The sequence below is a fragment of the Kitasatospora sp. NPDC094015 genome (assembly GCF_040304075.1).
In the GTDB taxonomy this organism is placed as follows: Bacteria; Actinomycetota; Actinomycetes; order Streptomycetales; family Streptomycetaceae; genus Kitasatospora.
This window is the reverse complement of record NZ_JBEOUL010000011.1, coordinates 63,508-83,478: the sequence shown is the minus strand read 5'-3', so window position 1 is coordinate 83,478 and position 19,971 is coordinate 63,508. Positions and strand designations below refer to the sequence as shown.

The window sequence follows — 19,971 nt, the reverse complement described above, 5'->3', positions numbered from 1 at the left end:
GGACTCCCAGGTCTCGTAAGCCATTTCGCAACTCCTTTCACTGATTGTCCGGCAGCCGGGGATTCGGACACCGGTTCGGGCGATTCGAAAGCTATGACACCCCGTCAGGCAGCGTCAAGGCTTGAGCGTTGCCAATCGCGCCAGCAGGAGATCGACCTCGCGGTCGGTGGTCCAATAGTGCGCGGAGATCCGCACCAACCCGTCCGGGGTGGATACCTGGATACCTTCGGACACCAGTTTTTCCGCCATTCGCACACCACCGGCATTCGGCGCGGAAAGGCTGACGATGCCGGAGTCGGCGGCCGGGTCGGGCGGTGTCGCCAGGGTGTGGCCGAGCTCGACCGCAGCCGTCCTGATCCGGTCGGCCAGCAGCAGCACCCGGGCGCCCACCGCCTCGATGCCGACCGCCGCCAGCTCGTCCAGCGCGGCGGCGAACCCCGCCGTGCCGAGCAGGTCGTACATGCCGCCCTCGACCTTGGCGGCGGCGGCCCGCTCGGGCAGGTCGTAGCGCAGCCCGCCCGGCCCCTTGGAGACCTCCGCGGCACCCTCGAAGCCGAACCAGCCGGTGGGGGTGGTGCGCAGCAGCTCCAGCCGGTCGGCCCGGCAGTAGAAGACGCCGGTGCCCGGCGGGCCGCCGAGCCACTTGTGCGCCCCGGCGGCCAGGAAGTCCACCGGGGTGTCGGCCACCGACAGCGGCAGCGCGCCGAGGCTCTGCACCGCGTCCACGCACACCAGTGCCCCGGCCGCGGCGGCGAGCGCGCAGACCGCGGCCAGGTCGCAGCGGAAGCCGGTGGCGAAGTTGACGCTGCTCACCGCCACCAGCCGGGTGGCCGGGCGGATCGCCGCCGCGATGTCCTGCGGCCGGTAGCCGCCGTCGCGCATCGGCACCCGGTCCAGCACCACGCCGTGCCGCTCCAGCCGTTGCCAGGGGCGGACGTTGGCGGGGAAGTCCCGGTCGAAGACCACGACCCGGTCGCCGCGGCGCCAGTCCAGGCCGTCGGCGACCAGGTGGACACCGGTGGAGGTGTTGGGCACCAGGGCGACCTCCGCCGGGGTGCAGCCGAGCAGCTGGGCGAGCGAGCGGCGGGCCGCCGCCCGGGCGGCGAACAGCGGGCCGACCCCGGCGCTGCCGTGCGGCAGCGCGTCCAGCGCGGCGCGTACGGCGGCGACGGCCGGCGGGCGCAGCGGTCCGAGGCCGGCGTGGTCCAGGTAGGCGCCGGCGCTCACCCGGCGGTCTCCGCCGCTGCGGCGGTCCGGGCCGGCCGGGCGGCGGCCAGTGCGGTCCAGCCGGCCAGCAGGAACGGCAGCCCGTGCAGCAGCAGCACCCAGGCCGGCAGCCGGTCCGGGCGCAGCACGGCGCTGGTGGCGAGCAGGCCGGCCATGAACCCGCCGTTGACCACGATCTGGGAGAAGCCGAAGGCCCGGCCGCGCCGGTGGTCGGGCAGCCGCTGCATCGCCTGTTTGAAGGTGATCTCGCTGAGCGCGTCGCCGAGCCCCGCCAGCGCCCCGCAGGCCAGCCGCGGCCACCAGCCGGACAGCCAGAACACCCCGATGAAGCCGACCGACATCACCATCATCGCCAGGCAGAACACCACCCGGGGGTTGCGGTCGATCAGCCGCTTGGCCAGCGGGCGCAGCACGAACCCGGCGATCAGCAGGCCGGCCGCCCAGCAGCCCCAGACCGCGCCGGAGACCTCGGTGGGCGAGCCGGGCCGCAACTCGGTGCCCAGCATGGGCAGTCCGACGTGCTGGGAGGAGCTGCCGAAGGCGTCCAGGCCGCGCAGCAGGACCAGCGGGGCGAGTCCGGCGGCGAGCAGCAGCGGCCAGGACGGGACGGGTACGGCGGCGCCGGCACCCGGGCCGGTCTCCTCGCGCAGGCGCGGGCGCAGGGCGAGCAGCACCAGGGCGGAGAGCGCGTAGCTGCCGGCGTCCAGGGCGAAGACGCCGCGGTAGCCGATCAGCGGGACGGCGACGGTGGCCAGCCCCATCCCGGTCATGAAGGCGATCCCGCGCAGCCCGGCCAGCACGCTGTTGACGCCCTGGGTGCGTTCGCCGGCCAGCACCGGCGTCGCGGCGGAGAGCGTGGCCTCGAAGACCGAGCGGCCGGTGCCGACCAGGAACACGGCCGGGTAGAGCCACCAGTTCTGCTGGTGGTCCGGCAGCAGGGTGAGCGCCAGCAGCGCGAGCATCCGGACCAGGTCGGCGCCGACCATCACGCGCAGCCGGTCCCAGCGGTCGCCGTAGCGGTGGCCGAGCCGGCCGCCGGTGATCGCCCCCGCGTACAGCGCCACGCTCACCAGGCCGGTGGCCGCGGCGGAGCGGGTGCGCTCCCAGACGAACACCGAGAGGCAGATGAAGTCGAGCGCGTAGCCGATGTCGGAGATCGCCTTGGCCGTGAGGAAGACCCCCAGGTCGCGGCGGGTCACGGAGGCCGTCCGGGTCACCGGATCCGTTCGGGTCACGCCAGCACCACCGGCATGCGCCGCACCTCCGCACCTCCCGCTCCGGTGATCGACATGCTGCCGCACCGGCCGGGCCACCACAAGGGAGCTGACGGACAATCTCTTTCCGTCCATCTCAGTACGGTTGGCGATCGGGGTGGCGGCGCCGTTGCGACGGAGGCGGCCACGCGGACCGGGAAAGCGCAACTTCGACACGGCCCGCCGAGGCGGCTACCTTCACGTGGTCCTCGGCGATCGCCCACCAACGACCCCCACCAGGGAGGCACGCATGCCCCAGGTCGCGCTGTACACCTTCGGCGTCCTGACATCCCCACTCGCCGATCCCGGGCCGCTCACCCGCGAGTTCTACGACCTGGGTGAGGCCGTCTACCGCGAGATCGCCCGGCGTCCCGGGTACCTCGCCCGGGCCGAAACGGCGGACGGCGCCCGGGGCGCGCTCTTCGACGCCGACTGGGGTGCGTGGGGCGAGTTCGCCGTACCGACCTGGTACGGCAAGGGCCGTACGGTGGACACCACCGCCCTGGCCGCGACCCTCTCGCTCTGGACCGGCCTGCGCCCGGCCTTCGACGCCGTCCACACCGGCCTGCACCGTGCGGCGTTGAGCAGGCGTCACGACTGGTTCGAGCGGACGGGGCACCCGAGCCACGTGATCTGGTGGGTCCGCGACGGCCTGACACCGACCTGGCAGGACGGGGTCGCCCGGCTGGAGCACCTCCACCAGCACGGCGCCGCGCCGCACGCCTTCACCTTCCACCATCCGTTCGCGCCGGACGGAACTCCGACCAGGATCACCGGCAGCGGGCCGCAGGGCGAGCCGGTCCACTGACCCCCGGTGCGGGGTCGGCCGGCGGCCCCGGGCGGGCGGCGGGCCGTCCGGTGGTCAGAGCTGCTGGTCGCCCCGGTGGCCGAGGTCGATCTCGGCCCAGACCACCTTGCCGCTCCTGGTCTGCCGGGTTCCCCAGCGGTGGGCGAGTTCGCTCACCAGGTGCATGCCGCGGCCGCCCTCGTCCTCCTCGGCGGAGCTGCGCAGCCGGGGGGCCTGGCGGCCGGCGTCGGAGACCTCCAGGGTGAGGTAGCGGTCGCGGAACAGCCGCAGCCGGCGCGGGGCGTCGGCGTGCAGCATCGCATTGGTGACCAGCTCGCTGACCATCAGCTCGGCGTAGTCGCTGACCGCGGACAGGCCCCAGGCGGAGAGCGTGGCGCGGGTGAAGCGGCGGGCCCGGCTGGGCAACGGACCTTCGCCGGTCAGCGGGAGGGTGGCGATCCGGTCGGCGGGCACCGGCAGCACCCGGGCCATGATCATGGCGATGTCGTCGTCCGTGCCGTCCGCCACCAGTGCCTCCAGGGCCGCGTCGCAGCTCTCCTCCAGGGTCCGGCCGCGGACCGCCAGCGTGCGCGAGAGCAGGCCGATGCCCTCGTCCAGGTCGCGGCCGCGCTTCTCCACCAGGCCGTCGGTGTAGAGCGCGATCAGGCCGCCGGGCGGGAGGGTGAACTCGACCGCTGTGAAGGCCACCCCGCCGACGCCCAGCGGCACCCCCGGCGGGACGTCCAGGGTGCGGGCCGAGCCGTCCGGGGCGACCGCCACCGGCGGCAGGTGACCGGCCGAGGCGATGGTGCAGGTCCGCTCGACCGGGTCGTACACCGCGCAGACGCAGGTGGCGAACTGGCCCTCGCCGATGCCCATGGCCGTCTCGTCCAGCCGGGTCAGGACGTGCTCGGGCGGCAGGTCCAGGGTGGCCAGCGTCCGTGCCACGGTCCGCAGTTGGCCCATGGTGGCGGCCGCCCGGATCCCGTGGCCCATGACGTCGCCGACCACCAGCGCGACCCGCCCGCTGGAGAGCGGCACCACGTCGAACCAGTCGCCGCCGACCTCGCTCACCAGGCTGCTCGGCAGGTAGCGGTGGGCGATCTCCAGGCCCAGGGTCCGGTGGATCTCCTGCGGCAGCAGGCTGCGCTGCAGGGTGAGGGCGGTCTCGCGCTCCCGGCGGTACAGCCGGGCGTTGTCGATCGCCAGCGCCGTCCGGGCGACCAGCTCCTCGGCCAGCGCCACGTCGGCCGCCGTGAACGCCTCCGGGTTGCGGGTCCGGGCGAACTCCGCGCCGCCCAGCACCATCCCGCGCGCGATCACCGGCACCAGCAGGTACGAGTGGATGCCGGCCGCCATCCCGTGCTCCACCCGGTCCGGGGTCGGCACCAGGCCGCTCAGGGTCTCCTCGTCGACGTGCGGCTTCAGCAGCGGCCGACCGCTGACCAGGGTGCGCGCGTACATCCGCTTGGGGTCGTACCGGGAGACCATGCCGACCGCGTCGGCGGCCTGGGTCAGGCCCGAGCCGAAGGCCTCGCCGACTGCGACGGCCCGTACCTGCACCGAGCTGTCCGGGCGCAGCGGGCCGGGCTCCTCGCCGCCGAGCACCGACTCCAGCAGGTCGACGGTGGCGAAGTCGGCGAACCGCGGCACCACCGCCTCCACCAGCTCCTCCGCGGTGCGCTGCAGGTCCAGGGTGGTGCCGATCCGGGCGGTGGCGGCCGCGAGCATCGCCAGGCGCTCCTGGGCGCGGGCGGCGCGGGCCTCGGCCCGGAACCGCTCGGAGACGTCGATGATCGAGGAGCTGACGCCCAGCACCCGCCCGGTGGAGTCCTCCAGCCGGAAGTAGGAGGCCGACCAGGCCCGGTCGCGGCGGGGGTCGCCCGGGGTGTGGCCGTGCGAGCGGGCGTCCACCACCGGGCGGCCGGTGAGCAGCACCTGCCGCATCACGGCCTCGATCTCCGAGCTGTTGATGCCCGGCAGGACGGCGCTGATCCGGCGCCCGAGGTGCTGCTCGACGGGCAGGCCGTTGATCCGGGCCAGGGCGTTGTTCAGCCGCAGGTAGCGCAGGTCGGTGTCGTAGACGGCCATCCCGATCGGCGACTGGGTGAAGAAGCCGTCGAGCACGGCGAGGTCCTCCTCGACCTCGCGCAGCGCGCTCAGGTCGGAGGCGGTGGCCAGCAGCAGCGGGCGCCCGCCCGGGCCGGTCACCGGGTAGGTGTGGAACTCCAGCTCGACCGGGTGGCCGTCCTGGTGGCGTACCGCGTAGGTGCCGGACCAGCCGCGGCCCGCCATGATCTGCCGGAACAGCGCCAGCACCCGGGGGCGCTCGGCGTCGGTGACCATCAGCTGGGCGGCGTACGAGCCGACCACGTGCTCGGCCCGGTAGCCGAGCAGGGCCTCGGCCTCCTGGCTCCAGTGCAGGATCCGGCCGTCCTCCTGGAGCAGGGCGGTGGCGAGCGGCACCAGCCGGTGCCCGGCCAGGCGCGCCGAGGCGGCGCCCGCCGCGTCCCGGCCGGCGCCGTCGGGCGCGGTCTGCTCGAATCCGTGCATGATCAGGTGACCACCTGCCCGGTACCTTCCCGCTCGGAGCCCGGCCAACCCGGCTCCCACCAGACTGCACGGCCCCCGCCCGGACGGCGAGTCAGCTCGGCGCGGCGGGGCATCCGGGGCGGTCACGCGCGTCTCAGCCGGACGTCTGAGCCGTCCGTCTGAGCCGTCCGTCCAAGCGCTCGGGCCGGCCCGCCCGGCTGCCGCCGCTCAGCCCGCGGCCAGTACCGCGTCCAGCATCCGGGCCCACTGCCGGACGATCCCGGCCCGGCGCTGGCCGTCGTCGGTGAGCAGGTTGGCCAGGCCCAGACCGCGCGCCAGGTCCAGGGTGGCCTGGACGGTCTCCCGCACCCCCGGCGCGCTCTCGTCCGCGCCCAGGAACTCCACCGCCGCCCGGTGCGCCTCCCGGCCCACCTGGTTCTCCAGCGCGACGATCCGCTCGCGCAACGGCTCCTCGGTGGCCGCCGCCACCCACAGGTGGAGCGCGGCCCGGAACAGCGGGCCGGTGTACAGCCGCACGATCATCTCCGCCACCGCCTCGGTCCGGGCCGGCCCCGGCGCGGGCAGCCGGCCGCTGTGCTCGCGGACCACCGCCAGCCGCTCGCTCGCCACGTGCTCGACGGCCGCGGTGAAGAGGTCCTCCCGGGTCGGGAAGTGGTGCTGGGCCGCGCCCCTGGTCACCCCGGCCCGTTCGGCCACCACCGCGACCGTGCTGCCGTACCAGCCGAGCTCGGCCAGGCACTCCACGGCCGCCTCCAGCAGCCGCCGCCGGGTGGCGCGGCTGCGGTCCTGCTGGGGGGTGCGGGAGGCGGCGTGGGTGCTGGTCATGGCTGCTTTCCGGTGCTGGGGCCCCGGTCGCGGGGCAGGTGTCCGCCCGATCCTGTCAGACCTGCCGGGACAGGGCGCGCAGCTCCTTGCGGAGGATCTTGCCGGCCACCGACTTGGGCACCGCCCCGATGAACTCCACCGCCCGCACCTTCTTGTACGGCGCGACCTGCCCGGCCACGAAGTCCTGCACCTGCTCGGCGGTGAGTTCGCTGCCCGGGGCGCGCACCACGTACGCCTTCGGCCGCTCCTCCCCGTCCTCGCCGAACACCCCGATCACCGCGGCGTCGGCGATCTCCGGGTGGGTCAGCAACAGCGCCTCCAGCTCGGCCGGGGCGACCTGGTAGCCCTTGTACTTGATCAGCTCCTTCACCCGGTCGACCACGAAGAGGTAGCCGCGCTCGTCGACGTGGCCGATGTCACCGGTGTGCAGCCAGCCGTCCTGGTCGATCACGGCGTCGGTCTCCGACTGGCGGCCGAAGTAGCCCTTCATCACCTGCGGCCCGCGGAACGCGAGTTCACCGTCCTCGCCGGGGCCGAGGTCGGTGCCGGAGCCGTCCAGCGCGAGCACCCGCAGCTCGGTGCTGGCGACCAGCTTGCCGACCGTGCCGGGCGGGGCCGCGTCGTCCTCCAGCGGCACCACGTTGGTGACCGGGGAGAGTTCGGTCATGCCGTAGCCCTGCCGGATCGCCTCCAGCCCGAGCCGGCGCGCGCACAGCTCGGCCAGCTCGGCGTCCAGCGGGGCGGCCGCGCTCAGCACGTAGCGCAGCGAGGACAGGTCGAAACTGTCCACCAGCGGGTGCTTGGCCAGCGCCAGGGCGATCGGCGGGGCCACGAAGACGCCCTCGATCCGCTGCTCCTGGATGGTGCGCAGGAACTGCTCCAGGTCGAAACGGGGCAGCACCACCACCGTGGAGCCACAGCGCAGCGGGTGGTTGAGCAGCGCCGCCAAGCCGTAGATGTGGAAGAACGGGAGCACCGCCAGGATCCGCTCACCGGGGCTGGTGGAGTGCACCGCGTCGACCTGCGCCAGGTTGGAGGCGATCGACCGGTGGGTGAGCATCACGCCCTTGGGCAGGCCGGTGGTGCCGCTGGAGTACGGCAGCACCGCGACGTCCTCCGCCGGGTCGATCGCCACCTGCGGCTCGGGCGCGGTGGTGGCGGCCAGCTCGGCCAGCGACCGGTGCCCGGGGGCCTGGTCGCAGACCAGGATCTCGGCGATCGGGGCGCCCTCGGCCGCGAGCAGGGCGGCGGCCTCGGTGGCCACCGGCAGGAACGGCGAGACGGTGACGATCCAGCGCGCCCGGCTGTCGCGCAACTGGCCGGTCAGCTCCTGGACGGTGCTCATCGAGCTGACCGTGGTGACGGTGGCCCCGGCCCGGGTCGCACCGAAGAAGGCCACCGGGTAGGCGATCGTGTTGGGACTGTAGAGGGCCAGCACGTCGCCCTTGCGCAGCCCGGCCTCCGCCAGGCCGGCCGCGGTGCGGCGGGTGGCGGCGTCGAGTTCGGCGTAGCTGAGCGAGCGCCCGGTGACGCCGTCGACCAGGGCCGGTATCCCGGCGTACGCGGCGGCGCCGCCCAGCACCGCCTCGTGGATGGGCACTTCGAGCGGGGCGACGTCCGGGTAGTCGCTGTGGAACGCCATACGGGCCTCCTGACCGGTGGGGTGGAGCCTCAAGAGTGGCGGCTGCCGGCCGCCCCGGACAGAGGGCGTGCCCGGGTCGGCCCGCGCGGCCACCGGAGACTGCCCGGGGCTCGCAGGTGGCCGGACTGCTCAGTAGGAGCGCGGCAGGCCCAGGGTGTGCTGCGCCACGTAGTTGAGGATCATCTCCCGGCTGACCGGGGCCACCCGGCCGACCCGGGTGGCGGTGAGCAGCGCGCCCAGCCCGTACTCCTGGGTGAGGCCGTTGCCGCCGAGGGTCTGCACCGCCTGGTCGACCGCGCGGCAGGAGGCCTCCCCCGCCGCGTACTTGGCCATGTTGGCGGCCTCCCCGGCGGCCAGGTCGTCGCCGGCGTCGTAGAGGTGCGCGGCCTTCATCATCATCAGCCGGGCGAGTTCGACCTCGATGGTGCACTGGGCGAGCGGGTGGGCGATGCCCTGGTGGGCGCCGATCGGGGTGTCCCACACCGTCCGGGTCCTGGCGTACTCGACGGCGGTGGCGAGCGCCTGGCGGGCCACCCCGAGCGAGAAGGCCGCGGTCATGATCCGCTCCGGGTTGAGGCCGGCGAACAGCTGGAGCAGGCCCGCGTCCTCGTCCCCGACCAGCGCGTCGGCCGGCAGCCGGACGTCGTCCAGGAAGACCTGGAACTGCTTCTCGGGGGTGACCAGTTCCATCGGGATGGCGCGGTACTCGAAGCCCGGGGTCTCGCGCGGGACGACGAACAGGGCGGGCTTGAGGCGGCCGGTGGTGGCGTCCTCGGTGCGGCCGACGAACAGCACGGCGTCGGCCCGGTCCACCCCGGAGATGAACACCTTGCGGCCGCTGAGCACCCATTCGTCCCCGTCGCGGCGGGCCACGGTGGAGATCCGGTGGGAGTTGGAGCCGGCGTCGGGTTCGGTGATGCCGAAGGCCATCCGGCGGGAGCCGTCGGCGAGGCCCGGCAGCCAGCGCTGCTTCTGCTCCTCGGTGCCGAACCGGGCGATCACCGTGCCGCAGATCGCCGGGGAGACGATCATCATCAGCAGCGGGCAGCCGGCGGTGCCCATCTCCTCCAGCACGATGGCGAGTTCGGCGATGCCGGCGCCCCCGCCGCCGTACTCGACGGGCAGGTTGACGCCGAGGTAGCCGAGCTTGCCGGCCTCGGCCCAGACCTCGTCGGCGGGCTCGCCGGCGCGCGCCTTGGCCTGGAAGTAGCTCGGCCCGTAGCGGCGGGCCAGGTCACCGACGGCCCGGCGCAGGGCGCGCCGGTCGTCGCTCTCGATCAGGGGGCTCTCGGTGGTGGTGCGCGGTGCGGACATGGCGGTCCTCCGGGCGGTGGCGGTCAGGTGGTTTCGGCGACGACGGCGAGAACGGTGCCCGGCTCGACCTGGCTGCCGGGACCGACGAACAGGTCGGTGAGGATGCCGTCGGTGGGGGCGGTGATCCGGTGCTCCATCTTCATCGCCTCCAACCACAGCAGCGGCTGGCCCGCGTCGACCCGCTCGCCGACGGCGGCGGCGACCCGGACCACGGTGCCCGGCATCGGGGCGAGCAGGGCACCCGGTTCGGTGTGTTCCACCGGATCGGGGAAGCGGTCCAGCGCGGTGAGGACGGTGGCGCCGGCGGGCGAGTCCAGGTGCACGGTGGCGCCGTACCGGGCGAGGTGGTAGCCGCGGCGCAGCCCGCCGGTCTCCAGCACCACCTGGTCGGGTGCGGCGGTGACCAGCCGGGTGTCGGGGTGGCTCTCCGCCCGCAGGCCGTCCCGGGTGAGGCGGTAGCGGACCTCCAACTCCGTTCCGTCGGCGGCGCGGTAGCGCTTGAGCTGGGGCTGCGAGGGCAGGTTGCGCCAGCCGGAGGGCAGGCCGGTGCGGCGGGCGGCCGCATCGGCCAGGGCAGCCGCGAGGGCGGCGAGCGGGGTGTCCTTGTCGGCGGGGGCGGCCAGTTCGGCGGCGTGCTCGGTGAGGAAGCCGGTGTGCAGGCGGGCCGCCAGGAAGGCCGGGTGGCGCAGCGAGCGGGCGAGCAAATCCCGGTTGGTGCGCGGCCCGTGCAGCCGGGCCCGGGTGAGCGTGTCGGCGAGCAGCCGGGCGGCGGCCGGCCGGGTGGGGGCCCAGGCGATCACCTTGGCGAGCATCGCGTCGTAGTGCACGGTGACGGCGCTGCCGTCCTCGACACCGGAGTCCAGACGCACTCCGGTGGGCCCGGCAGCGGTGGCGAACTCCGCTGTCACGCCCGGGAGTTCGAGGTGGTGCAGGGTGCCGGTCTGCGGCTGCCAGTCCTGGTCCGGGTCCTCGGCGTAGAGGCGGGCCTCGATCGCGCAGCCGGTGGTCGGCGGTGCCTCGTCCGGCAGGTCGGCACCTTCGGCGACGGCGAGTTGCAGGGCGACCAGGTCGAGGCCGGTGACGCACTCGGTGACGGGGTGCTCGACCTGGAGGCGGGTGTTCATCTCCAGGAAGAAGTAGCGGCCGTCGGGGGCGAGCAGGAACTCGGCGGTCCCGGCGCCGGTGTAGCCGATCGCGCGGGCTGCGGCGACGGCGGCGGTGTGCAGGCCCGCGCGGACCTCCGCGGGCAGGCCCGGGGCGGGCGCCTCCTCGATGACCTTCTGGTGGCGGCGCTGGAGCGAGCAGTCCCGGTCGCCGAGCGCCAGCACCCGGCCGTGGGTGTCGGCCATCAGCTGGACCTCGATGTGCCGGCCGGCCGGTAGGTAGGGCTCGCAGAACACCTCGTCGGAGCCGAACGCCTTGGCCGCCTCGGCCCGTGCGGAGGCCAGCGCCTGCGGCAGCTCGGCGAGGGTGCGCACCACCCGCATGCCGCGCCCGCCGCCGCCGGCCGCGGCCTTCACCAGCAGCGGCAGGTCGGACTCGGCGGGCCGGTCGCCGACGCTGAGCACCGGCACCCCGGCGGCGGCCATCAGCCGCTTGGCCTCGGTCTTGGAGCCCATCGCGGCGATCGCGGCGGGCGGCGGCCCGATCCAGGTCAGCCCGGCGTCCAGCACGGCAGCCGCGAACTCGGCGTTCTCGGACAGGAATCCGTACCCCGGGTGGACGGCGTCGGCGCCCGCGGCCCGGGCGGCCGCGATGATCAGGTCGGCCCGCAGGTAGGTGTCGGCGGGCGCCGCGCCCGGCAGCCGGACGGCGGTGTCGGCCTCCCGGACGTGCGGGGCGTCTGCGTCCGGGTCGGCGTACACGGCGACGGTGGCGATGCCCAGGTCACGGCAGGTCCGGAAGACCCGGCGGGCGATCTCGCCCCGGTTGGCGACCAGCAGAGAAGTGATCATGTCGGAGACCCTCACATCCGGAAGACGCCGTAGCCGCGCGCACCCTCGACCGGGGCGCTGTGGATCGCGGAGAGGCAGATGCCCAGCACGGTCCGGGTGTCGCGGGGGTCGATGACCCCGTCGTCGTACAGCCGCCCGGACAGGAAGGCCGGCAGCGACTCGGCCTCGATCTGCTGCTCGACCATGGCGCGGATCGCCGCGTCCGCGTCCTCGTCGTACGGCTGCCCCTTGGCGGCCGCCGACTGCCGGGCCACGATCGACAGCACCCCGGCGAGCTGCTGCGGGCCCATCACCGCGGACTTGGCGCTCGGCCAGGCGAACAGGAACCGCGGGTCGTAGGCCCGCCCGCACATCCCGTAGTGCCCGGCCCCGTACGAGGCGCCCATCAGCACCGAGAGGTGCGGGACCTTGCTGTTGGACACCGCGTTGATCATCATCGCGCCGTGCTTGATGATGCCGCCCTGCTCGTACGCCTGGCCGACCATGTAGCCGGTGGTGTTGTGCAGGAAGAGCAGCGGGATGTCGCGCTGGTTGGCCAGCTGGATGAACTGGGCGGCCTTCTGCGACTCGGGGCTGAACAGCACGCCCTGGGCGTTGGCCAGGATGCCGACGGGGTAGCCGTGCAGGGTGGCCCACCCGGTCGCCAGGCTCGGCCCGTAGAGCGGCTTGAACTCGTCGAAGTCGGAGCCGTCCACGATCCGGGCGATCACCTCGCGCGGGTCGAACGGGACCTTGAGGTCGCCGGGGACGATGCCGAGCAACTCCTCCTCGTCGTACATGGGTTGCTCGACCGGGCCGGCCGGCTGGGGGCCGGCCTTGGTCCAGTTCAGCCGGCGCACCACCCGGCGGGCGAGCCGGCAGGCGTCCGGCTCGTCCAGCGCGAAGTGGTCGGCCAGGCCCGAGGTACGGGCGTGCATCTCGGCGCCGCCGAGCGACTCGTCGTCGGACTCCTCGCCGGTGGCCATCTTCACCAGCGGCGGACCGCCCAGGAAGACCTTGGCGCGCTCCTTCACCAGGATGGTGTGGTCGGACATCCCCGGCACGTACGCGCCGCCGGCGGTGGAGTTGCCGAACACCACGGCCACGGTGGGGATGCCGGCGGCCGACAGCCGGGTCAGGTCGCGGAACAGGGCCCCGCCCGGGATGAAGATCTCCTTCTGGCTGGGCAGGTCCGCGCCGCCGGACTCGACCAGGTTGACCAGCGGGAGGCGGTTGCGCAGGGCGATCTCGTTGGCCCGCAGCGCCTTGCGCAGCGTCCAGGGGTTACTGGCGCCGCCGCGCACGGTCGGGTCGTTGGCGGTGATCACGCACTCGGTGCCCTCGATCACCCCGATCCCCGCCACCATGCCGGCGCCGACCGGGTACTCGCTGCCCCAGGCGGCGAGCGGGGAGAGCTCCAGGAAGGGCGAGTCGGGGTCGATCAGCAGCTCGATCCGCTCGCGGGCCAGCAACTTGCCCCGGCCGCGGTGGCGTTCCACGTACTTGGCGCCGCCGCCGGCGAGCGCCTTGGCGTGCTCGGCGTCCAGGTCGGCCAGCTTGGCCAGCATCGCCGCCCGGTTGGCGGCGTGCTCGGGGGCCGCCGGGTCGAGGCGGCTGGGCAGCACGGTCACAGCAGTGCCTCCGGGATGTCGAGGTGTCGGGAGCGCAGCCACTCCCCGAGCGCCTTGGCCTGCGGATCGAACCGGGCCTGGGCGGCGACTCCCTCGCCGAGCAGGCCCTCGATGGTGAAGTTGACCGCCAGCAGGTTCGGCAGCAGGTGCCGTACCACGGTCAACTCCGCTGTCTCCGCCAGCAGTTCGCGCAGCCGGTCGACGGTCAGGGTGTGTGCCAGCCAGCGCCAGCCGTCCTCGTCGCGGGCCCACACGCCGAGGTTGGCGTCGCCGCCCTTGTCCCCACTGCGGGCGCCGGCCACCAGGCCGAGCGGCGCCCGCCGGGTCGGCCCGGCGGGCAGCGGCGCGGGCAGCGGCGGCACCGGGGCCGGCAGCAACTCCCTTACGGCGGGCGGCGGCAGGACGGCGATCCGCAGGCCGTCGGGCAGTACGGCGGTGTGCTCGATCGCCTTGGCGTCGAGGTAGGCGGACTCGAAGACCCCGTACGGGCTCGCGGCGCCGGGCAGCGCGGTGAGGTGGAAGCCCGGGTAGCTGGCCAGCCCGAGCTCCACGGCGGCGGCGCCGACGGCCCGGCCGACCCGGTCGGCGTCCGGGTCGCGGACGGTGAGCCGCAGCAGCGCGGCCGCGGTCTGCTCGGTGGCGGCGTCGGGGTGGTCGGTGCGGGCCAGGGTCCAGCGCAGCTCGGCCGGCGGGTCGGTCAGCGCCGCGGCCAACTGGTCCTGCACCAGGGCTGCTTTGGCCTCGATGTCCAGGCCGGTGAGGACGAACACCGCCTCGTTGCGCCAGCCGCCGAGCCGGTTGAGGCCGACCTTGACGGTGGGTGGCGGGGCCTCGCCCCGCACCCCGTCGATCCGCACCCGGTCCGGGCCGTCCTCGGTCAGCCGGACGCTGTCGAGGCGGGCGGTCACGTCGGGGCCGGCGTAGCGGGCGCCCTGGGTCTCGTACAGGAGTTGGGCGGTGACGGTGCCGGTGGTGACGGCGCCGCCGGTGCCGGGGTGCTTGGTGATGACGCTGCTGCCGTCCGCGTGCAGTTCCGCGATCGGGAAGCCGGGACGGGTGGTGTCGTGCTCGGTGAAGAAGGAGTAGTTGCCGCCGGTCGCCTGGGCGCCGCACTCCAGCACGTGGCCGGCCACCACGGCGCCGGCGAGCTGGTCGAGGTCCTGCGGGCCCCAGCCGAAGTGCGCGATCGCCGGGCCGACCACCAGGGCCGCGTCGGTGACCCGGCCGGTGACCACGATGTCGGCACCGCCGCGCAGGCACTCGGCGATCCCCTGCGCACCCAGGTAGGCATTGGCCGCCAGCAGACCCGGGCGGCCGAACTCCGTTGCCCGGCCGATCAGATCGTCGCCGACCACCTGGCCGACCCGCACCGGGATCCCGAGGTCGCCGGACAACTCGGCTATCTGCTCGGCCAGTTGCGGCGGATTCAGCCCGCCCGCGTTGACCACGATCTTCACATCCCGCTCGCGGGCCAGCGCCAGGCAGTCGGCCAGCTGGCGCAGGAAGGTCTTGGCGTACCCGAGTTCGGGGTTCTTCAGCCGGTCCCTGGCGAGGATGAGCATGGTCAGCTCGGCCAGGTAGTCACCGGTCAGGACGTCCAGCGGCCCTCCGGTGAGCATCTCCCGGAACGCGCTGAACCTGTCCCCGTAGAACCCCGACGCATTGCCGATCCTCAGCACCGCAAGCCTCCTTGCCGCCGTCGGGAGCAGCCTGGCAGCGGGGCCCGGATAAATCAAGCATGCATGCTTGTTTTGCTCGGCCTGCCGTCAGCGGGTGCCCCCAGCGGGGCTCAGACGTCGCGCCGACTCCCGACGAGGAGCGTCACCAGCACCCCGCCCAGCCCCCAACCGAGGTAGACCCACCATTCACCCCCCGGCCGGGCCGGGAAGGGAATGTGCGAGTTGACCGGCGTGCCGACGAGGTCGTGCAGGACCTGCCAGGCGCGGAACGGTGTCGCGTGGAACAGGCAGGCCGACCAGTGATGGTCCTGACTCAGGAAGTTGGGGATCAGCAGGAGCACGGTGGTGGTGGCGACGATCGTGGCCACGCTGTGCCGGACCAGTGCCGCGATGCCGAGGCCGGTCAGCGCGCAGACCGGCGGCAGCAGCACGGAGGCCAGCAGGCCGCGCCAGATGCCCGGCTCGGTGATCGAGATCCCGGCGTGCTTGCTCGACAGCACGGCTTGGGAGAGCCAGAAGGAGGCCCCGGTCGCCAGTGCGCCGAAGCCGGTCGTCACCACCGTGAGCACGATGATCTTTGCGGAGAGCAGCGCCCGCCGAGCCGGCACCGCCGCGAAGGTGGTGCGGATCTGGCCGGTCGAGTACTCGCTCACCAACGCGACCGCGCCCAGGCTTCCCGCGATCAGCAGGGTGGCGATGCAGGCGTTGTTGGTGAAGGAGTTGGCCAGCGACGAGGAGGGCGCGAACAGCGCCCGCTGCTGGGGCGTGAAGTGCGCCCAGTCGTTCACGTCGGCGATCGCCGCGTTGACGTTGAGGAACACGAGTCCGACCACGCCGAGGACGAGCCCCCAGCGGATCGAGCGGAGCGACCAGAGTTTGAACCACTCGCCGAGCAGCAGGTCGCGGAAGCGAGCGCGCGGTTCGTCGACCGCGAGCGGGACGAGGGGAGCCTCGGGGGTGAGCGTGGTCATCGGGAGTCTCCTGCGAGGTATTCGACGCTGTCGGCGGTGAGTTCCATGAACGCGGTCTCCAGCGAGGCGGCGTGGGTGGCCAGCTCGCGCAGGCGAAGGCCGTGCTGGTGGGCAAGGTCACCGATCGCGTCGGCGTCCAGGCCGGTCACCACGAGCCGCTCCCCGCCGTCGGGAGTGACCTGCGCGCCGGCCCCGGTCAGCACGGCGGCCAGCACACTCGCGTCCGGCGTGCGGACGGCGACGCTGCTGCCTCGGCCACGGGCGGCGAAGGCGGACAGCGGCTCGTCGGCGATCAACTCACCGCGGCCGATGACGACCAGGCGGTCGGCGGTGTGCTCCATCTCGCTCATCAGGTGGCTGGAGACGAAGACCGTCCGCCCCTCGGCGGCCAGCCGCCGGAACAAGCCGCGCACCCAGCGCACGCCCTCCGGGTCGAGACCGTTCAGCGGCTCGTCGAAGAGCAGCACCGGCGGGTCGCCGAGCAGGGCGGCGGCGATGCCTAGGCGTTGCTTCATCCCGAGCGAGTAGCCGCCGATCCGGCGTCGGGCTGCTCCGGTGAGTCCGACCTCCTCCAGCAGCTCGTCCACCCGCCGCAGCGGGATCGCGTTGGTCCTGGCGAGCACCCCGAGGTGGGCGGCGGCGCTGCGGCCGCCGTGGATGTCGGAGGCGTCGAGCAGCGCGCCCACGTGGCGCAGGCCGCGGGGGTGGTCGCGGAAGCGGTGCCCCTGGACGGTGACGCTGCCGCTTGTGGGCTCGTTCAGCCCGATGATCATGCGGAGCGTGGTGCTCTTGCCGGCCCCGTTGGGACCGAGGAATCCGGTGACGCAGCCGGGGCGGACCGTGAAGGTCAGGCCGTTGACGGCAGTCATGTTGCCGTACCGCTTGATGAGTTCGTTGACTTCGATCACGAGGACCACGGTTCCGTGCCGGGCCGTCGTCCCGCGTCGGCCCGCGGCCGACACTGCGGGCGCCCGGATGTCTTCCCCGGTAGTACACCCCTGGTCCGACGTCCGGCGGTGATCCACTGGCTACGATCACCCCCATGCCTGCGAACTCGCCCTCCCTGATCAGACGCGTGACGCCCGGCGGCTGGGCAGCGTTGGCCTGGGCGGCCGGAATCGCGTACTCCCTCGTGGTGCTGGTCCGGTTGCCGGGCGAGTCGCGGCGCGACCACTACCGGGGTCTGCTGATGGCCGAGCCCAACCAGCTGTGGCTGGCGGCCTGCGTGGTGGCCTCCCTCTGCGGGTGCCTGCTACTGCGCCGCAGTCCGCTGGCCGCCCTCGGGCTGCTGCTGACGGGCACGGTCCTCGGCGCAGCCGGGCTGCACTCCACGGAGATCGACGTTCCGCTGGTCCTGGGGACGGACGTGGCCCTGTGGTCCGTGGCGGCGACCCGCCCGCGCCGGGAGGTGATCAGCGCCGCGGCGATGGCCGCCCTGGTACTCCTGGGCTACCCGATCGGCCGCGTGCTCGCGGGCTTCGTCATCGGCACCTCCACCGCGCTCGCCGTCGCGCTGACCGCGGTCGTCGCCGTGCTGCTCGGCAACTCCGCGGGGCAGGCCCGCCGGCACGCGGCCGCACTCGGCGAAAGTGCAGCCGCCCGAGCCGTCGCGGGCGAGCGGCTGCGGATCGCCCGCGAGCTGCACGACATGGTCGCGCACAGCATCGGCATCATCGCCCTTCAGGCCGGCGCGGCGCGCCGGGTGCTCACCACCCAGCCGGAGCACGCCCGTGACGCACTGGGCCAGGTCGAGACGGCCGGCCGAGAGACCCTCTCCGGGCTGCGCCGGATGCTGGTCGCGCTGCGCGCCGCCGAGGACTTCCCCGACGGGGAGGCCCCGCTCACCCCCGCCCCCGGCCTGGCGGACCTCGACCGGCTCGCGCAGGCGACGACCACCGCCGGCGTCGCCGTCGACATCCAGTGGCGCGGCGAACGCCGAACGCTCCCGCCCGAGGTGGATCTGTCGGCCTACCGAATCGTCCAGGAGGCGCTGACGAACGTGGTCCGCCACGCCGGCGCGCGCTCCTGCCAGGTGACCATCGACTGCGGGGAGAACGACGTGTCCATCGAGGTGCTCGACGGCGGCGGTCTGCGCGCCACGCAGCCGGCGGGAGCAGGATTCGGGCTGCTCGGCATGCAGGAGCGGGTGACGCTGCTGCACGGCGGGTTCTCGGCCGGCCCCCGGCCCGGTGGCGGGTTCCGCGTCGCCGCCACACTGCCCGTCCGGCACGTCGCGGCGGGGGCCCGGTGACGACTCCCGAGCAGGCGACGCAGGCCGTGCGCATCCTCCTCGTCGACGACCAGCCACTGGTGCGCGCGGCGCTGTCGATGGTGGTGACCGACGCGCCCGACCTGGAGATCGTCGGCGAGGCCGGTTCGGGCGACGAGGCGGTGCGCCTGGTCGGCGAGTTGGAGCCGGACGTCGTGGTGATGGACATCCGGATGCCGGGCATGGACGGCATCGAGGCCACCCGCCGGATCACCTCCGGCGGCGGTTCCGCCCATGTCCTGGTGCTGACCACCTTCGACGACGACGACTACGTCTACGGCGCGCTGCGCGCGGGCGCATCCGGCTTCCTGGTCAAGGACATGGCCCTGGAGGAGATCCTGGCCGCCGTCCGCGTCGTCGCCTCCGGCGACGCGCTGATCGCCCCGCGAGTCACCCGCCGCCTGATCGCCGAGATCACCTCCCGCCCCGCCGCCGGAAGCGGGACATCCGCCACGACCGCCGCAGCGGCGACGTTGACGGCCATCACCGAGCGCGAACAGGAGGTGCTCACCCTGATCGGGCGCGGCCTGTCCAACACCGAGATCGCCGAGCAGCTCTTCCTCAGCATCACCACGGTGAAGACCTACGTGAGCCGCCTGCTCTCCAAGCTGGACGCGCGCGACCGCGTCCAGCTCGTCATCCTCGCCTACGAAGCAGGGCTGGTGACGACCTCCCGCTGACAGGCCGGGCTCGAACGCGCCGCACGGTGACGGCCGCACCGCCGGGCACCTGTTCCCGAGTGGCCTCTGCACCGGCCACATCGCCCGCCGGAGCGAGCAGTCGTCGATCCGGCTCGCCATTGGCAGGTCACATTTCACTCGGGCCACGTCGGCCCCGTCGAGGCCTCGGCGCGCCGTCAGAGCCGAGCTTGCTCCCGGAACTCGGCAAGCCTGCGCTCGTTGTCCGACAGCCACCCCTCCGGGAGGTCCGCCATCACGGTCACTCGTACGATGCCGCCCTGGCCGTCGGTGAGGGTGATGTCCGCGCAACTCGATGGCGACACATACTGACGATGCACGGCCACAGGTCCGCCCGGGGACGTGCCGACGATCCGGGCGGCCGGTGCCGGTGGGCGGGTGCGGTGGGGCGGCCCGTGCCAGGATGCTCGGCATGGCCGACATGTCTGGGCGTGCACTGAGCTTCGGGGCGATGGCGCAAGCGTACGAACGGTACCGGCCCGGGTATCCCGGTGAGCTGTTCGACCTGGTGGCGGCGTACGCGGGCCGCCCGGTGCGCACCGCGCTGGAGATCGGCGCCGGGACGGGGAAGGCGACCCGGCTGTTCGCCGAGCGCGGGGTCGCGGTGACGGCGACCGATCCGGACCCGGCGATGCTCGCCGAGTTGCGCAAGCACGTCCCCGCGACCGTACGGACCGTGCGGGCCGCCTTCGAGGAGCTGCGGCCGGACGCGCGGTACGGGCTGGTCTACGCGGCCGCCGCGCTGCACTGGACCAGCCCGGAGCGCCGGTGGCCGCGGACGGCGGCGCTGCTGGAGCCCGGCGGCGTGTTCGCCTGCTTCGGCGGACCGGTCGGGCCGGCCGATCCTGAGGTGGAGGAGGCGGTCCGCGCCGCGCGGGCGCCGTACCTGGAGAGCGACGAGATCCCGTCGCCGGACGGGACCCCGGCGGAGCAGGAGATGCAGTGGCCGGGCACCGAACTCCGCGGCGCCGACTGCTTCACCGACGTGCAACAGATCGTCCTGGAACGGCGGTTGACGGTCACGGCCGAGGAGTACGTCGGCCTGCTGTCGACCATCTCGGCCTACCTCGTCCTGCCGCCGGCCGATCGGCAGCAGGTGTTCGACCGCACCCTGCGCTCCCTGCCCGAGCGGGTGGACCTGGCCGCCGACATCACCGTCCACCTCGCCCGCCGCACCTGACCCCAGCG

Annotated in this window: 16 protein-coding genes; 4 read left to right on the top strand and 12 right to left on the bottom strand. The window is 73.9% G+C overall.

Going from position 1 to position 19,971, the window contains the following annotated elements; all coding sequences use genetic code 11:
• Window positions 1-114: 114 nt before the first annotated feature.
• Both ABT014_RS16270 and ABT014_RS16265 read right to left on the bottom strand, forming a co-directional pair.
• Entirely contained in the window at window positions 115-1,227 is a 1,113-nt protein-coding gene (locus ABT014_RS16270) for an aminotransferase class V-fold PLP-dependent enzyme (RefSeq protein WP_350639410.1), read from the bottom strand.
• Window positions 1,224-2,462 (bottom strand): MFS transporter, encoded by a 1,239-nt coding sequence (locus tag ABT014_RS16265; RefSeq protein WP_350639409.1) that lies wholly within the window; start codon window positions 2,460-2,462, stop codon window positions 1,224-1,226. The genes ABT014_RS16270 and ABT014_RS16265 overlap by 4 nt, the downstream gene beginning before the upstream one ends.
• Before the next feature lie 268 nt (window positions 2,463-2,730).
• Here ABT014_RS16265 and ABT014_RS16260 point away from each other — a divergent pair, with 268 nt between their 5' ends.
• Window positions 2,731-3,288 carry a DUF3291 domain-containing protein gene (locus tag ABT014_RS16260; RefSeq protein WP_350639408.1) on the top strand — a complete coding sequence of 186 codons (558 nt, stop codon included), beginning with the start codon at window positions 2,731-2,733 and terminating at the stop codon, window positions 3,286-3,288.
• Window positions 3,289-3,342: 54 nt separating this feature from the next.
• On the opposite strand, the gene ABT014_RS16255 is transcribed toward ABT014_RS16260, so the two are convergent.
• The 9 genes from ABT014_RS16255 to ABT014_RS16215 all read right to left on the bottom strand — a co-directional run bounded on the left by ABT014_RS16255 (window position 3,343) and on the right by ABT014_RS16215 (window position 16,724).
• Window positions 3,343-5,820, bottom strand: coding sequence for a SpoIIE family protein phosphatase (locus ABT014_RS16255; RefSeq protein ID WP_350639407.1), 2,478 nt, complete (start codon window positions 5,818-5,820; stop codon window positions 3,343-3,345).
• Window positions 5,821-6,027: 207 nt separating this feature from the next.
• Window positions 6,028-6,645, bottom strand: coding sequence for a TetR/AcrR family transcriptional regulator (locus ABT014_RS16250; RefSeq protein ID WP_350639406.1), 618 nt, complete (start codon window positions 6,643-6,645; stop codon window positions 6,028-6,030).
• Window positions 6,646-6,700: 55 nt separating this feature from the next.
• Complete coding sequence (locus ABT014_RS16245) at window positions 6,701-8,287, bottom strand: 4-coumarate--CoA ligase family protein (protein WP_350639405.1); 1,587 nt, start codon at window positions 8,285-8,287, stop codon at window positions 6,701-6,703.
• Between the two features lie 129 nt (window positions 8,288-8,416).
• Window positions 8,417-9,601 carry an acyl-CoA dehydrogenase family protein gene (locus ABT014_RS16240; protein WP_350639404.1) on the bottom strand — a complete coding sequence of 395 codons (1,185 nt, stop codon included), beginning with the start codon at window positions 9,599-9,601 and terminating at the stop codon, window positions 8,417-8,419.
• Window positions 9,602-9,624: 23 nt separating this feature from the next.
• Window positions 9,625-11,556, bottom strand: a complete 1,932-nt coding sequence (locus ABT014_RS16235; protein WP_350639403.1) for an acetyl/propionyl/methylcrotonyl-CoA carboxylase subunit alpha — start codon at window positions 11,554-11,556, stop codon at window positions 9,625-9,627.
• A gap of 11 nt (window positions 11,557-11,567) precedes the next feature.
• On the bottom strand, window positions 11,568-13,166 hold the full coding sequence (locus ABT014_RS16230; RefSeq protein ID WP_350639402.1) for an acyl-CoA carboxylase subunit beta: 1,599 nt from the start codon (window positions 13,164-13,166) through the stop codon (window positions 11,568-11,570).
• Window positions 13,163-14,785, bottom strand: a complete 1,623-nt coding sequence (locus ABT014_RS16225; RefSeq protein ID WP_502894989.1) for an acyclic terpene utilization AtuA family protein — start codon at window positions 14,783-14,785, stop codon at window positions 13,163-13,165. Before ABT014_RS16225 ends, ABT014_RS16230 begins: the two co-directional genes overlap by 4 nt.
• Window positions 14,786-14,955: 170 nt before the next feature.
• The gene (locus ABT014_RS16220; protein WP_350639400.1) at window positions 14,956-15,816 is read right to left on the bottom strand and encodes an ABC transporter permease; all 861 of its coding nucleotides are present in this window, start codon (window positions 15,814-15,816) and stop codon (window positions 14,956-14,958) included.
• Window positions 15,813-16,724, bottom strand: a complete 912-nt coding sequence (locus ABT014_RS16215) for an ABC transporter ATP-binding protein (RefSeq protein WP_350639399.1) — start codon at window positions 16,722-16,724, stop codon at window positions 15,813-15,815. The genes ABT014_RS16220 and ABT014_RS16215 overlap by 4 nt, the downstream gene beginning before the upstream one ends.
• Window positions 16,725-16,858: 134 nt before the next feature.
• On the opposite strand from ABT014_RS16215, the gene ABT014_RS16210 reads away from it, so the two are divergent.
• Together ABT014_RS16210 and ABT014_RS16205 are read left to right on the top strand one after the other, a co-directional pair.
• Window positions 16,859-18,067: a sensor histidine kinase gene (locus ABT014_RS16210; protein WP_350639398.1), complete on the top strand. Its 1,209-nt coding sequence runs from the start codon at window positions 16,859-16,861 to the stop codon at window positions 18,065-18,067.
• Window positions 18,068-18,144: 77 nt separating this feature from the next.
• Entirely contained in the window at window positions 18,145-18,765 is a 621-nt protein-coding gene (locus ABT014_RS16205; protein ID WP_502894988.1) for a response regulator, read from the top strand.
• A 176-nt stretch (window positions 18,766-18,941) separates the two neighbouring features.
• Here ABT014_RS16205 and ABT014_RS16200 read toward each other — a convergent pair whose 3' ends face one another.
• Entirely contained in the window at window positions 18,942-19,088 is a 147-nt protein-coding gene (locus ABT014_RS16200) for a hypothetical protein (RefSeq protein ID WP_350639396.1), read from the bottom strand.
• Window positions 19,089-19,234: 146 nt separating this feature from the next.
• Between ABT014_RS16200 and ABT014_RS16195 the strand changes: the two genes are divergently transcribed.
• On the top strand, window positions 19,235-19,963 hold the full coding sequence (locus tag ABT014_RS16195) for a class I SAM-dependent methyltransferase (RefSeq protein WP_350639395.1): 729 nt from the start codon (window positions 19,235-19,237) through the stop codon (window positions 19,961-19,963).
• Window positions 19,964-19,971: the final 8 nt, after the last annotated feature.